The following is a 13258-nucleotide window of genomic DNA, read 5'->3' as shown; positions in this document are numbered from 1 at the left end:
TGTCTCAGGCGAAGTCGAGGACCTGCTCCGCCGCGAGGCGGGGCAGCCGCGGGTGCCAGGCGTCCGGGCCGGGGTGACCCAGGTTGACCACCAGCAGCACCCGGTGCCGTCCACCGGGGAAGAACTCCTCGGTCACCGCGTCGGCGTCGAACCCGGCCATCGGGCCGGTGGCGAGGCCGAGCGCACGGGCGGCCAGCAGGACGTAACCGACCTGCAGCGAGGCGTTGAACCGGGCCATCGCCTCGCGCCCCTCGCAGCCCTGGGACTCCAGGCCCTCGCGGAAGCCGGGGCGGATCGGGAACGTGGTGTCCGAGTGCTCGTGGAAGTCCAGGTCGACGGCCAGGACCGCGATGACCGGGGCCGCCTCGGACTTGGCCCGGTTGCCCTCGGCGAGCAGCGGCACCAGGCGCCGCTTGCCCTCCTCGCTGCGGACGAAGGTCACCCGCAGCGGCTGGGTGTTCGCCGCGGTCGGCGGCCACTGGGCCAGGTCCCACACCGAGCGGAGCGTCTCGTCGGTGACGGGCTCGTCGGTGAAGGTGTTGGCGGTACGGGCCTCGGTGAACAGCGCGGCACGGCCGGCCTCGTCGAGTCGGGGAAGCTGCACCGGATGCGTGGTCTCCACAGTCACGAACCGTAGAGCGTTCAACGACTTCGCCGGCATTCCCCGGCCGGACCATGACGCGGGTCACGCCGTGGCGGTCAGCCGGTGGCGTGCACACCCCACCGCAGCACCTGCGACTCCCCCGGGACGAGCTCGATCAGGTCGGTGCCCGAGTTCAGCGCGTCCGGCGGGCAGGTCATCGGCTCGACCGCGATCGCCCGCGACGCCGTCACGGCCCCGTCCGGGCCCTGACGCGGGAAGTCCCCGGGGGTGAAGACCTGCACCCAGCCGAACGCCGCGTCCGCCCACAGCTCGGTGCCGCCGCCGTCGCGGGACCCGACCCGGTGCCGGACCCGGCCGTCGGCGCCGCCGTCGGGGCCGTCGCCGGGTGTGCAGCCCCCGAACGCGCTGTCCAGGACGAGCCCGGCCAGCCGGGTCCGGGAGACCGCCCTGTCCAGTGCGCGCGGGGGGCCGTCGGGCAGCTGGTCGCGCAGCGGCAGCTCGGTCCGGGCGGACAGGGTGAGCTCCAGCTCGTCGGTCGGGACGTCACCGACCCGCAGGTACGGGTGGAAGCCCAGACCGAAGGGGACCGGGGCGTCGCCGAGGTTCTCCACCTCGGTGGCGACGGTCAGTCCGTCACGGCCGACGGAGTAGGTCACCGTGACCCGCACCGGCTGCGGCCAGCCCGGCTGCACCGGCGCCACCGCGGACAGCGTGATCCGGTCCCCCGCCCGGTCCACCGGCGTCCACGGGACGTGCCGCAGCAGGCCGTGGATGGCGTTGCCGGCGTCCGGCTCGGTGAGCGCGAGCTGCATCGGGGCGCCGCGGTGGGTCCACGCGCCGCCACGGACCCGGTTCGGCCAGGGTGCGAGCACCGCGCCGGAGCCCTTCGCCGGGCGGACGGTCGGCGGGTGCGGCTCGATCCGGACCCGGCCGGCCTGCGAGAAGCCGGCCAGCGCCGCACCCACCTCGTCGACCTCGGCCTGGGAGTCCCCGCTGACGATCACGAACCGTTCACCGCACGCGTCCACCCGAGCAGTCTCCGCGACCGGGCCGCTCAGCCGGCCAGCGGGGTGGCCCGGGCGGTGTCGGCGTCACCGACGACCTCGACCGGGGCGGGCGGGCCCAGCTCGGCGACGGTGAACGTGACACCGGCGTCGCGGGCCAGGCCGACGACGTGCTCGTGGTGGGTGAACAGCAGGACCTGGGCGGTGGCGGCCAGCTCCCCCAGGACGGCGACGGCGGCGGCGCCGCGCTCGTCGTCGAAGGTCATCAGGACGTCGTCGAACACGACCGGCACCGTGGGCAGCCCGGCGGCGACCCGGTCGGCCTGCAGCTGCTCGATCCCGGCCAGGCGCAGCGCGAGGTGGACCTGGTAGGCGGTGCCCTCCGACAGCCGGGCCGGGGCGAGCTCCTCCCCGTCGGCGCGGACCGCGACCAGGCTGCGGCCGGTACCGCCCGCCTCGCCCGGGGGCCGCAGCGCGACGAACCGGCCGCCGGTGAGACGTTCGAGCAGCACGCCGGCACGGACCAGCAACGGGGAGGCGTGGCTGCGTTCGTAGGCCTCCAGCTCGCGGCGCAGGATCTCGCGCTGCAGGTGCAGCACCAGGTAGCGCTCCGCGGCGTCGGCGACCCCGGCGAGCTCGGACTGGGCGCGGGCGTGGAGCTCGGCCGCACCCTGCGCCTCCTCCAGCTCCCGGCGCCGGGCCCGCAGCCCGCCCAGCTGTTCGCGCACCTCGTCCTGCACCGCGCCGAGGTCGCGCTCGTGCGCCTCGGCCCGGTCGAGTGCCTCGGCGAGCGCGCCCGGCTCGGTGTCGGGGGCGGCCGCGACCAGCTCGGTGGCGTCGAGGTCGGGGGCCGCGGCGGCGAGCAGGCGTTCCTGCTCGGCGATCCGGGTGTCCAGCCCGGCGACGTGGCTGCCCCGCCGCGCCGCGGCCTCCAGCCCACCCGGCTCCGGGGCCTCGGTCAGCGCCAGCTCGACGGCGAGCCGGTCCAGCACCGCGGTGGCCCCGGTGGCCGCGCGGGCGGCGCGGGCCGCCTCGTCCTCGGCGGCGGCGATGCCGTCGTCGAGATGGCCCGCCGACACCGCGGACTTGGTGACCTCGCGGACCCGGTCGGCCAGCTCGCCGAGCCGGTCCACCGCGGCGGTACCGGTCGGGGAGGGCTCCAGGTGCCGCTCGACCAGCGCGACGACGGCCCGGCCGTGGGCGGCGACGGCACGCTCGAGCCGGCGGGCCTGGTCGTCGTCCTCACGGGCGAGTGCGCCCGCGGTGCGCGCGTCGGCAACGGTGTCGCGACGGGTGTCCCAGCCGGCGGGCTCCAGGTCGGTGGGCAGGCCGGCGCCCCGCAGCGCGAACCGCCAGCGCTGGGCGGCCAGCTCGCGCTCGTGGCGGGCGGCGTCGGCGGCACCCCCGGCGCGCTCGGCCTCGCTGCGCAGCCGGGCCAGCAGCACCCGCCGGTCCCGGGCGTGCTCGGCCTCGGTGGCCAGGTCCGCCGCGGCGACGAGCAGCACGTCCAGCGGGGCGCCGTCGCGCGGGCGTCCGGCCGCGGCGAGCGCCGAGCCCAGCGCCCGTTCCTGCACCTCGGCCTGGTCGCGCAGGCGGGCGAGGCGCTCGTCGGCGCGGGCGGCGTCGCTCTCGGCGCGGGCGGCCTCGGTCAGCGCGGAGACGACCGCGTCGGCGTCGTCGGGCTTCGGGACGGCGACGCCGTGCGTGCGCCACAGCGTCGCCCACGCGGCGGCCGCGGCGGCCGTGCGCTCACCGGCGGCGGTGGCGGCGACGGCGGTGCGGGCGGCGTCGGCGTCGGCGGTGTCGAGCTCGGCGTCGCGGTGGGCGAGCTCGGCGACCCGGTCCGCGGAGGCGATCATGTCGTCGGCGACCCGGTCGGCCCCGGCGAGCGCGGCGGACAGCTTCCCCGCGGCCGCGGCGGCGCCCTCGGGGCCCGCGGTGAGCAGCCGTTCCAGCGCGGTGTCGCGGGCGGCGCGGGCGGCGGCCAGCGCCTCCGCGCCCACCGGGCGGCCGTCCGCGGCCACCCCGTCGCGGGCGGCCCGGGCCCGGTGCGCGCGGTCCGCGGCGTCCGCGGCGGCCCGCTCGGCGCCGCGCTGGTCGGACTCCGCGGCGCGCAGTGCGGCCCGCAGCTCCCGCACCTCCCGCCGGGGCGGGGCCAGCACGCCCCGGTCACCGCGGGTCTCGCGGTGACCGGCCGCGGCGAGCGCCTCGGCCCGCCGGGCGCGGGCGAGGTCCCGGTCGGCGACCGCGGTCCGGCACAGCGCCGCCGCCGAGCCCTCGGCCTCGATCGCCCGTCGGACCTCGGCGACCCGGTCGGCGTCGAGACCGCCGGGCACGTCGGCCACCTCGCGGACCTCGGCGAGCGCGGCGGCGTGCAGCCGCTCCGCGCGGCTCTGCTCGGCCAGTGCCTCGGTGAGCCGGCGGGCGTGCTCGTCGAGGTCACGGGCGCGGTCGCTGGGCAGGTGGACCGCGGCGAGGCGGTCGGCGGCGCTGCGCCCGTCGTCGGCGACCAGACCGGCCAGTGCGGTCTCGGCCCGGCGATGGGCCTCGGCGGCGTCGGCGCGCAGCCGGGCCGCCCGTTCGGCGTCGGCGCGACGGGCCTGCGCGGCGGACTCCAGCTCGCGGACCCGGGTGGCGTCGGCGAGCAGGTCCTCGTCGAGGTCGAGCTCGGCGCGGCGGGCCCGCAGCGCGTCGGCGGTGGCGCGGTGCTCGTCGCGCGCAGTCTCGGCCTCGGCCAGCGCGGCGGTCGCGCGGGTGTACTCCTCCAGCGAGGCCGCGTCCAGGGCGGCGCCGGTGGCGCACAGCGCGGCGCGCTCGGCCCGCAGCTCCGCCAGCTCCCGCGCCGGATCCTGGCCGCGCACGGCCTGCCGGGCGGCCCCGGCCGCCCCCGCCGCCCCGCGACGGGTCCGGGTCAGCTCCGCGGCACGGCGCTCCAGCCGGGCGATCTCCTCGGCCAGCGCGGTGACCTCCCCGGCCCGCGACACCCGCTCCCCCACGGCCTTCTCGGTCTCGGTGAAGCGGGCGAACGCGGCCCGCACCTCCACCGAGCGGTTGCCCCGGTGGTCCTTGAACAGGGCGTCGGCCTCGGCGTCCAGGGCGGCGATCAGCGCCCGGGCGTCCCGGCCGCTGCGGGCGGTGAACACCAGCTCGGCGAGGTCGCCCGCACCGGAGCACAGCGCCCGGCCGCCCTCGCGCAGCTCCTCGTGCCCCAGCCCGAAGCCCTCCCGCCAGCGCCGCCGGGCGTCGGCGCCGGACTCGCCCCACGGCGGGTCCGCGACGGCGCCGGTGTCGTCGTGCAGACCGCGGGTGGTGCGGCGCAGCACGCTCGTCCCGCCGTCGCCGTCGACCCGGGCGGAGACGGCGAGCCGGGACGGGCCGACCGCGTAGGCGTGGCGCACCGGGCGGGGCATCCCCCACAGCAGGTCCGACAGGGCGTCGAGCAGGGTGGTCTTGCCCGCCTCGTTGGGCCCGGACACGATCGTCAGGCCCGTACCCAGGGTGAGCTCGCGCCCCTCGTAGGCGCCGTAGCGCTCCAGGACCAGCGTGCGCAGCCGCGCGGTGGCGGTCACGACCCGGCCATCCGGGCCAGCAGCTGCTGCTCGGCCTGGCGGGCCAGCGCGGCGAGGCGCTCGTCGTCGCGCAGGTCCAGCAGGCCCGCCTCGCGCAGCCGCCGGCCGACCTCGCGCTCCAGCGGGGCGGCCAGCTCGCGGATGCGGTCGGGTTCGGCGGCGAGACCGGCCGCGGCGGCCGACACGGCCGCCGTCAGCTCCGGGTCGACCGCGAGCGCCCCGGCGGGTGGGCGGGTGCGGTTGCGGACCTTCTCCAGGACCGCGCCGCAGCGCTCCGCGAGCAGCTCCAGCTCGGTGCGGACCCCCTCGGCGGAGGTGAGGTCCGCGGCGGCGGCCCCGGCGCCGTACAGCGTCACCTGGGCGACGACGGCGCGCGGCGCGGCGGCGGCGCAGCGCTCGCGCAGCGCGGCCTCGTACACCTCGTCGGCTCCGCCGAGACCGGTGATGTCGACCTCGACGAGCTCCCAGCGGGCGACGTCGAGCACCAGCGGGGTGACCGCCGCCCACCGGCCGGGGGTCGCGTCGACGAGCAGGGCCCCCTTGGCGCCGCGCTCCTGCGGGTGGCGGCCCTGCAGGTTCCCGGAGAACCAGGCCGGGTGCGGGCCCTCGCAGACCGCGCGCTGCTCGTGCACGTGGCCGAGGGCGAAGTACTCGTAGCCGCACCCGGACAGGTCCTCCGGGCGGCAGGGGGCGTAGGTGTCGTGCCGGTCGTCGCCCTGCACCGAGGTGTGCAGCATCCCCACGTTGACCAGGCCGGGGATCCGGTCGGGGTAGGCGGGGACGAGGTTCTCCAGCACGGCGCGGCGGGCGAAGCCCTGGCCGTGCACGGCCAGGCCGCGGTCCTCGTCGACCACGGTCTCGGGCGCGTCCACCGACAGCCGGTGGGTGTTGGGCGGGAGCCGCAGCGACCGGGTGATCTCGGACTCGGCGTCGTGGTTGCCGCTGATGAGGAACACCGGGATGCCCTCGTCGTGCAGCCGGGACAGCTGGCGGACGAAGAACGCGCCGGTCGCGTAGTCCTTCCAGTCGCCGTCGTACACGTCGCCGGGCAGCACCAGCGCCTCGGCCCGGGAGTCGACGACCGCGTCCACGAGGTTCTCGCAGGCCCGTCGGGTCGCCGCGCGCAGCGTCGCGGCGAGCTCGGAGTCGCCGAGCCTCGACAGCCCGCGCAACGGGCTGTCGAGGTGCAGGTCGGCGGCGTGCACGAAGCGCACGGAACAACTCCCGGAGCGGTCGGGGAACGGGGACCGCCGAGTCTAGGGCGGTGCCCCGTCGGTTCCCCGCCGCGACACCGCCCGCCCGCTCACCGATGGCGGCACCGCAGGTCAGGTGGGGTGGACCACACAGCGGCACCGGTCACGTTCCGGTGTCCGGACGACGACCGGTGGGTGGATGCTGGCCGTCCGGTCCCGAGAGAGAGGCGCGAGGTCGAGCCCGATGATCCAGCTCTGCGAACGCTGCTTCGCACCCGTCGACACCGCGACCGAACGCGTCTACCGGTTGTCCCACATCGCGTCGGCCGACGCGGCGGGAGAGGTGACCTGGCGCGAGGCCGTCGTGCACGTCGCCGCCTGCGTCCCCGCCGGCACCGTCGCCCCGGCCGAGCGGCGGGCGGCGTGATCCGCGACGCGCTGTGCGAGCGCTGCCTGAACCCGATCGACCCGGCGTCCGAGCCCCTGCGGGTACGCACCCACGGCGGGACGGCCCCCGACGGCGGCCCCGCACGCAGCTTCGTGCACGCCCTGCCGTGCGCCCGCCCGGACACCGGTGACTGGGACCGGGGCCGTCGCGGCCTGTCCCCGGCCGCGGTGCGGCACGCCGCGGCCCGCGCCGACCACCGCTGACCCGGCGCTCACCCGTCCCGGCGGGGGCCGCCCTGCTGGTACACGTCCGGCACCCCGTCACCGTCGTCGTCGCGCGTCTCGGTCTGCTCGATCCGCCGGTAGTGGGCGTTGCGGGCGCGCAGGACCACCGTCGCCAGTAGCGCCGCGAGCAGCGATCCGCACAGCACCCCGATCTTGACGTGGTCGTCCTGCGGTCTCCCGGCGCCGAAGGCCAGCTCGCCGACCAGCAGCGACACGGTGAACCCGATCCCGGCGAGCTGGGCGAGACCGAGCAGGTCCCACCAGGACAGGTCGTCCGACAGCTCGGCCCGGGTGAACCGCTGCACCAGCCAGGTCGCGCCGAGCACGCCCACGGTCTTGCCGACGACCAGGCCGGCGACGATGCCGAGGGTGACGGTGTCGACCAGGGCCGCGCCGAACCCGCCGCCGTCACCGTCGCCGCCGACCACCGTGACTCCGGCGGCGAAGAACGCGAACACCGGCACCGCGAACCCGGCCGACAGCGGGCGCCAGCTGTGCTCGAAGTGCTCGGACAGCGACACCCCGTGCACCCGGCGCCGCCCCAGGACCGGCACCGCGAAGCCGAGCAGCACCCCTGCGACCGTGGCGTGCACGCCGGACTCGTGCACGAGCACCCAGGTGATCGCGGCGAGCGGCAGCAGCACCCACCAGGAGCGGATCCCGCGCTGCACCGCGAGGGTGAACAGCGCCAGCGGGACGAGGGCGCCGAGCAGGGCGGGCACCGACAGCCGGTCGGTGTAGAAGACCGCGATGATCGTGATGGCGAGCAGGTCGTCGACGACAGCGAGGGTCAGCAGGAAGGTCCGCAGCGCGGCAGGCAGGTGGGTCCCGATCACCGCCAGCACCGCGAGCGCGAACGCGATGTCGGTGGCCGTCGGGATCGCCCAGCCGACCAGGGCGTCGGGGTTCGCCAGGTTCACCGCGACGTAGATCAGGGCGGGCACGGTCATCCCGCCGACGGCCGCCGCGACCGGTAGCAGCGCCGTCCGCGGGTCGCGCAGGTCCCCGGCCAGGAACTCGCGCTTGAGCTCCAGCCCGACGACGAAGAAGAACACGGCCAGCAGGCCGTCCGCGGCCCAGGTGGCCAGCGACAGGTCCAGGTGCAGCGCGGCGGGGCCGACGGTGACCCCGGCGAGCGCGGTGTAGGCGTCGCGCCAGGGCGAGTTGGCGAACAGCAGCGCGGCCACGGCCGCGATGACGAGCAGGACGCCGCCGACGGTCTCGGTGCGCAGCACGTCGGCGACGCGACGGGCCTGTGCCCACGAACCGCGGGAGAACAGGCGGCGGGGGGCGGGGGTGGTGTTCACGGGGCTCCGGTCAGGTCGGGAGGGCAGGGGGCATCGCTCGCCGACCAGACTTCCCGGCACACCGGAAGAGACCTTAACGGTCCCGGGCCCCCGCGTCAGCCCGTTCGAGGCGCTCGCCACCTCCCGCACCGGACTCCCGGGGGCGGCCCCCTCGTGCCGTCCCCGGGCATCGGGATCGCGTCGGGCCCCGGCCCGTCGGTGTCACCGCTGGCGCACGGCGACGCGATGAGCGAGATCGCCGGGTGGGCGCCGACCCTGCTCCGCCTCCGGCCGGCCGTGGCGGCAGCCGGGGCCGTGCCCGTGGGCCCGCGCCGTCAGCCCAGCGCGGCGGCGGCCGCGGCGAGGCCGCGGATCCGGTCGAACTCCCCCGCGGCGACGGCGTCGGCCGGGGTGAGCCAGGAGCCCCCGACGCAGGGGACGGTGGGCAGGGCCAGGTAGCCCGGTGCCGAGTCGACGGTGATCCCCCCGGTCGGGCAGAACCGGAGGTCCGGCAGCGGCCCGGCGACCGACTTCAGGAACGGGCGCCCGCCCGCGGCCTCGGCCGGGAAGAACTTGCAGGCGGTGTGCCCGCGCTCGGCGACGGCCATCATCTCCGAGATCGTCGCGGTGCCGGGGAGGAAGTCCAGCCCGGAGTCCTCCATCGCGTCGAGCAGCCGGGGCGTCGCGCCCGGGCTGACGAGGAAGCGGGCACCCGCCTCGACCGACCGGCGCACGTCGTCGGGGGTGCGGACGGTCCCGGTGCCGACGACCGCGTCGGGCACCTCGGCCGCGATCCGGCGGACGGCCTCGAGCGCGGCCGGGGTCCGCAGGGTCACCTCGATGACCGGCAGCCCGCCGTCCACCAGGGCACGGGCGAGCGGGACGGCCGTCGCGGCGTCGTGCAGCACGACGACGGGGACGACGGGGGCCAGCTCCAGCAGCTTCTCGCTCATGGTTCCTCTCGGACGGGACGGGCTCAGTGGGGCAGGGCGACGGTCGCGCCGGTGTCGGCGGGGCCGACCGCGGCCCGGAACGCGGCGAACAGCTCGCGCCCGGTGCCGGTGGTCGGGCCGGACGCGCCCGCGGGCCGGACGGGCTCGCGGGCGTCGAACTCGTCGGCGTCGACCAGCAGGGACAGGGTGCCGTTCAGGGTGTCCAGGCGCACCGGGTCACCGTCGCGGACCTTCTGCAGCGGTCCGCCCTGCGCGGCCTCGGGGGTGACGTGCAGCGCGGCGGGGACCTTGCCCGAGGCGCCGGACATCCGGCCGTCGGTGACGATCGCGACCTGGTGACCGCGGTCCTGCAGCAGCCCCAGCGCGGGGGTCAGCTTGTGCAGCTCGGGCATCCCGTTGGCGCGCGGACCCTGGTACCGGACGACCGCGACCAGGTCGCGCCCGTCGAGCTCACCCGCGGCGAACGCGGCCAGCAGGGCGTCCTGGTCCTCGAACACCATGGCCGGGGCCTCGACGACGCGGTGGTCGGGCTCGACGGCGGAGGTCTTGACCACCGAACGGCCCAGGTTGCCGTGCAGCACGCGCAGCCCGCCGTCCGGGGAGAACGGGTCGGCGACCGAGCGCAGCACCGACTTGTCCAGGCTCTCGGTGGTGCCCTCACGCCAGACGAGGGTGTCCCCGTCGAGGAAGGGCTCGCGGGTGTAGCGGCGCAGGCCGGGGCCATCGACGGTGCGGACGTCGTCGTGGGCCAGGCCGTGGTCGAGCAGCTCGCGGATGAGCAGCTGCATCCCGCCGGCGGCGTGGAAGTGGTTCACGTCCGCCGTGCCGTTGGGGTAGATCCGGGCCAGCAGCGGCACGACCGCGGACAGGTCCGAGAAGTCGTCCCAGGTGATCTGCACGCCCGCGGCGGCGGCCATCGCGACAAGGTGCATCGTGTGGTTGGTGGAGCCACCGGTGGCCAGCAGCGCGACGATCCCGTTGACCACCGCCTTCTCGTCGACGACCGCGCCCATCGCCTTGTCCGGGTCGCCCGCGGCGGCGAGCGCGCGGCGGGCGACGTCGTCGGTCAGGGCGTCGCGCAGCGCGGTGCCGGGGTTGACGAACGACGACCCCGGCAGGTGCAGGCCCATGACCTCCATCAGCAGCTGGTTGGAGTTCGCGGTGCCGAAGAAGGTGCAGGTGCCGGGGCCGTGGTAGCTGGCCGACTCCGCCTCCAGCAGCTCTGCGCGGTCGGCCTCGCCCGCGGCGAACGCCTGCCGCACCCGGGCCTTCTCCTTGTTCGGCAGCCCGGAGGTCATCGGGCCCGCCGGGGCGAGCAGCACCGGCAGGTGCCCGAACGACAGCGCGCCCATCACCAGGCCGGGGACGATCTTGTCGCACACCCCGAGCAGGACGGCGGCGTCGAACATGTCGTGGCTCAGGGCGATCGCGGTGGACATCGCGATCACGTCGCGGGAGAACAGCGACAGCTCCATGCCGGCCCGGCCCTGGGTGATGCCGTCGCACATGGCGGGGACCCCGCCGGCGACCTGGGCGACCCCGCCCGCCGCGCGCGCCGCCGCCTTGATCCGCGCGGGGTAGGTCTCGAACGGCTGGTGCGCCGAGAGCATGTCGTTGTAGGCGGTGACGATGCCGATGTTGCGGGCGGGCGACGCGGTGAGCGTCAGCTTGTCCGGCCCGCACGCGGCGACGCCGTGGGCGAGGTTGGCGCAGCCGAGGTCGGCGCGGCCGGGTCCCGCGGCGGGCCCCGCCGCGGCGGCGGCGCGCACGCGCTCGAGGTAGGCGGCCCGGGTGGTGGCCGAGCGGGCGACCACCCGCCGGGTGACGGCGTCGACGACGGGGTGGAGCGGGGCGGGAGAGGTCACGGTGCGTCGATCTCCAGGTGGTGGGGTACGTGGCGAACCGTTCGATAAGCACTCTATCGACTGACTTATGTACCCACAAGACGTTAGTGAGACGGCATCAGCGTTTCACCAGGTCGAAGCCCTGTGGTTCACTGGATGAATGCGAGGACGCACCCCGACCAGCGCGCCCGCCACGGCGGGCGAGATCTTCCGGCTGGTCCGGGACGGCGTGGCCGGAACCCGGACCGAGATCGGTCGCGAGACCGGCCTGTCCCGGACCGCGGTCGCCGCCCGCGTCGACCGGCTGCTCGCCGACGGCCTGGTCACCGAGGTGGTCGGCGCCGCCGCGACCGGCGGGCGACCCGCCGCGCGCCTGGAGTTCAACGCCGCGGGCGGCACCGTCCTGGCGCTGTCGGTCGGGGTCAGCCGGTCCAAGGCCGCCGTGTGCGACCTGTCCGGCGCCGTGCTCGCGGAGGAGGTCGTCGACATCCCCGCCTCCGCCGGGCCGGAGCACCTGATGTCGGAGGCGGTGATCCGGCTGGAGAAGCTGCTGCTCACCGCGGGGGTGGACGACGCGACGATCCGCGGCATCGGGTTGTCCATCCCGGGCACCGTCGACGGCGCCCGGGGCTGGTCGGTGGGAGTCCCCGCGCTGCCCGGATGGGAGCGGATCGCGCTGCCGCCGCTGCTGACCGCACGCTTCCCGGCCCCGGTGCTGGTCGACAACGACGTGAACGTCATGGCCCTGGCCGAGCACGACGCGCATCCCGACGTCGACGACCTGTTGATGGTCAAGATCGGGTCCGGGGTCGGCGCCGGGCTCGTCTGCGGCGGGGTGCTCCAGCGCGGCGCCTGGGGCGCGGCGGGCGAGATCGGGCACACCCCGGTCCACGACGGTCCGGGCATCGGCTGCGGCTGCGGCAACATCGACTGCCTGGAGGTGCTCGCCTCGGGCCGGGCCCTGGTCCGCGACCTCGCCGACTGCGGGCAGCCGGTCACCGGGATCGCCGACGTCGTCGCGCTGGTCAAGCAGGGTGACCCGGACGCGGTCCGGCTCGTGCGCATCGCCGGGCGCCGGCTCGGCGAGGTGCTCGCCGCCGCCGTGAACCTGGTCAACCCCGCGCTGGTCGCGATCGGCGGGGACCTGGTCGGGGCGTTCGACCCGCTCGTCGCGGGTGTGCGGGAGGCGATCTACCGGCGCTCGATGGCCGCGGCCACGCAGAACCTGCGCATCGAGCCGGGTCTGCTCAGCGGCCGTTCCGGTGTGATGGGCTGCGCGATCCTGGTGCTCGACGAGGTGCTCTCCCCCGGCTCCGTCGACGCCGCCCTGTCGGCCTGAGCCGTTCAGCCGTGCGGGACGCGGAGCAGGTCGAACCGCATCGCGCGCGACACGGTGAACCCCATCGCCCGGTAGAGCCGGACGGCGCCGTGGTTGTCGGCGGCCGCGTGCAGGATTGGGCGCTCGCCGCGGGCCACGATCCCGGCGGCGACGGCGTCGACCAGCCGACGGGCCAGGCCCCGGCCCCGGAACAGCGGGTCGGTGCAGACCGCGCTGATCTCGGTCGCCCCCGCGGCACCGGGGCCGCCGAGACGCATGCGCTCCCCCGCCATCGCGACCAGCCTGCCCTCGTGCCGGACCCCGAGGTAGCGGCCCAGCTCGGCGGTGCGCGCCAGCCACGGCCCCGGCCGGGTACGCGCGGTGAGCTCGGCCATCTCCGCGCGGTCCGCCGGGCCCAGCTCGACGACGTCGTCGGCGGTCGCACCCGCCACCGCGGAGCCGTCCATCTGCACCCCGGGGAACGCGCGCAGCAGGTCCCAGCCCGCCGGGATCCGGGGCGGCCCGTCGCCGGCGCGCACCACGACCACCTCACCACCCGGCACGCACAGCGCCGCGAGGTCGGCCCAGTCGCCGGCGCTGCCGCGTCCGTCCCGGTCGAGCGGGAGTGCCCCGAACGGCGAGACCTGCGGGTCGAAGCGCACGGCGGCCCCGCGGACCGCGCCGAAGCCGCGCAGCCGGCCGCGCAGGGCGGAGGTCACCGGGTCGGCCAGGGCGGTGTCGAGGGGGTCGGGGGCGTCGGGCACGGCCGCCATCGTGCCCCGGCGCCCCCGACCACCGTCCCCGGGGTCGGCTAC

11 protein-coding genes are annotated in these 13258 nt (G+C 76.9%); 3 read left to right on the top strand and 8 right to left on the bottom strand.

The annotated features are described in order from the left end of the window. Window positions 1-4 precede the first annotated feature (4 nt). From KPF47_RS08595 to KPF47_RS08580, 4 genes are all read right to left on the bottom strand, one after another. Window positions 5-622 carry a malonic semialdehyde reductase gene (locus tag KPF47_RS08595; protein ID WP_224387980.1) on the bottom strand — a complete coding sequence of 206 codons (618 nt, stop codon included), beginning with the start codon at window positions 620-622 and terminating at the stop codon, window positions 5-7. A 77-nt stretch (window positions 623-699) separates the two neighbouring features. Further along, window positions 700-1632, bottom strand: a complete 933-nt coding sequence (locus tag KPF47_RS08590) for an aldose 1-epimerase family protein (protein WP_224387979.1) — start codon at window positions 1630-1632, stop codon at window positions 700-702. Between the two features lie 26 nt (window positions 1633-1658). Beyond that, on the bottom strand, window positions 1659-5177 hold the full coding sequence (locus tag KPF47_RS08585; protein ID WP_224387978.1) for an AAA family ATPase: 3519 nt from the start codon (window positions 5175-5177) through the stop codon (window positions 1659-1661). Continuing rightward, window positions 5174-6391, bottom strand: a complete 1218-nt coding sequence (locus KPF47_RS08580; RefSeq protein ID WP_224387977.1) for a DNA repair exonuclease — start codon at window positions 6389-6391, stop codon at window positions 5174-5176. The genes KPF47_RS08585 and KPF47_RS08580 overlap by 4 nt, the downstream gene beginning before the upstream one ends. Before the next feature lie 223 nt (window positions 6392-6614). Between KPF47_RS08580 and KPF47_RS08575 the strand changes: the two genes are divergently transcribed. Together KPF47_RS08575 and KPF47_RS08570 are read left to right on the top strand one after the other, a co-directional pair. Beyond that, window positions 6615-6797: a hypothetical protein gene (locus tag KPF47_RS08575; RefSeq protein ID WP_224387976.1), complete on the top strand. Its 183-nt coding sequence runs from the start codon at window positions 6615-6617 to the stop codon at window positions 6795-6797. Next, window positions 6794-7021, top strand: coding sequence for a hypothetical protein (locus KPF47_RS08570; RefSeq protein ID WP_224387975.1), 228 nt, complete (start codon window positions 6794-6796; stop codon window positions 7019-7021). The genes KPF47_RS08575 and KPF47_RS08570 overlap by 4 nt, the downstream gene beginning before the upstream one ends. Before the next feature lie 8 nt (window positions 7022-7029). On the opposite strand, the gene nhaA is transcribed toward KPF47_RS08570, so the two are convergent. The 3 genes from nhaA to edd all read right to left on the bottom strand — a co-directional run bounded on the left by nhaA (window position 7030) and on the right by edd (window position 11146). Next, window positions 7030-8349: a Na+/H+ antiporter NhaA gene (gene nhaA / locus KPF47_RS08565; protein ID WP_224387974.1), complete on the bottom strand. Its 1320-nt coding sequence runs from the start codon at window positions 8347-8349 to the stop codon at window positions 7030-7032. 314 nt (window positions 8350-8663) lie between these two features. Then, window positions 8664-9281, bottom strand: coding sequence for a bifunctional 4-hydroxy-2-oxoglutarate aldolase/2-dehydro-3-deoxy-phosphogluconate aldolase (eda, locus tag KPF47_RS08560; RefSeq protein WP_224387973.1), 618 nt, complete (start codon window positions 9279-9281; stop codon window positions 8664-8666). A 23-nt stretch (window positions 9282-9304) separates the two neighbouring features. After that, window positions 9305-11146 carry a phosphogluconate dehydratase gene (edd, locus tag KPF47_RS08555; RefSeq protein ID WP_224387972.1) on the bottom strand — a complete coding sequence of 614 codons (1842 nt, stop codon included), beginning with the start codon at window positions 11144-11146 and terminating at the stop codon, window positions 9305-9307. A 139-nt stretch (window positions 11147-11285) separates the two neighbouring features. On the opposite strand from edd, the gene KPF47_RS08550 reads away from it, so the two are divergent. Beyond that, entirely contained in the window at window positions 11286-12464 is a 1179-nt protein-coding gene (locus tag KPF47_RS08550) for an ROK family transcriptional regulator (protein ID WP_224387971.1), read from the top strand. Between the two features lie 5 nt (window positions 12465-12469). On the opposite strand, the gene KPF47_RS08545 is transcribed toward KPF47_RS08550, so the two are convergent. Continuing rightward, window positions 12470-13207, bottom strand: coding sequence for a GNAT family N-acetyltransferase (locus KPF47_RS08545; protein ID WP_224387970.1), 738 nt, complete (start codon window positions 13205-13207; stop codon window positions 12470-12472). Between the last annotated feature and the right edge of the window lie 51 nt (window positions 13208-13258).

Source organism: Pseudonocardia sp. ICBG1293, from assembly GCF_020131355.1.
Lineage (GTDB): Bacteria > Actinomycetota > Actinomycetes > Mycobacteriales > Pseudonocardiaceae > Pseudonocardia.
Note: the sequence above shows the minus strand (reverse complement) of the source record. Positions and strands in the feature narration are given on the sequence as shown.

Excerpts from the sequence above, each read along its gene's own strand:
- KPF47_RS08575 (WP_224387976.1), top strand. The coding sequence starts at position 6,615 with ATGATCCAGCTCTGCGAACGCTGCTTCGCACCCGTCGACACCGCGACC.
- eda (WP_224387973.1), bottom strand. The coding sequence starts at position 9,281 with ATGAGCGAGAAGCTGCTGGAGCTGGCCCCCGTCGTCCCCGTCGTCGTG.
- KPF47_RS08550 (WP_224387971.1), top strand. The coding sequence starts at position 11,286 with ATGCGAGGACGCACCCCGACCAGCGCGCCCGCCACGGCGGGCGAGATC.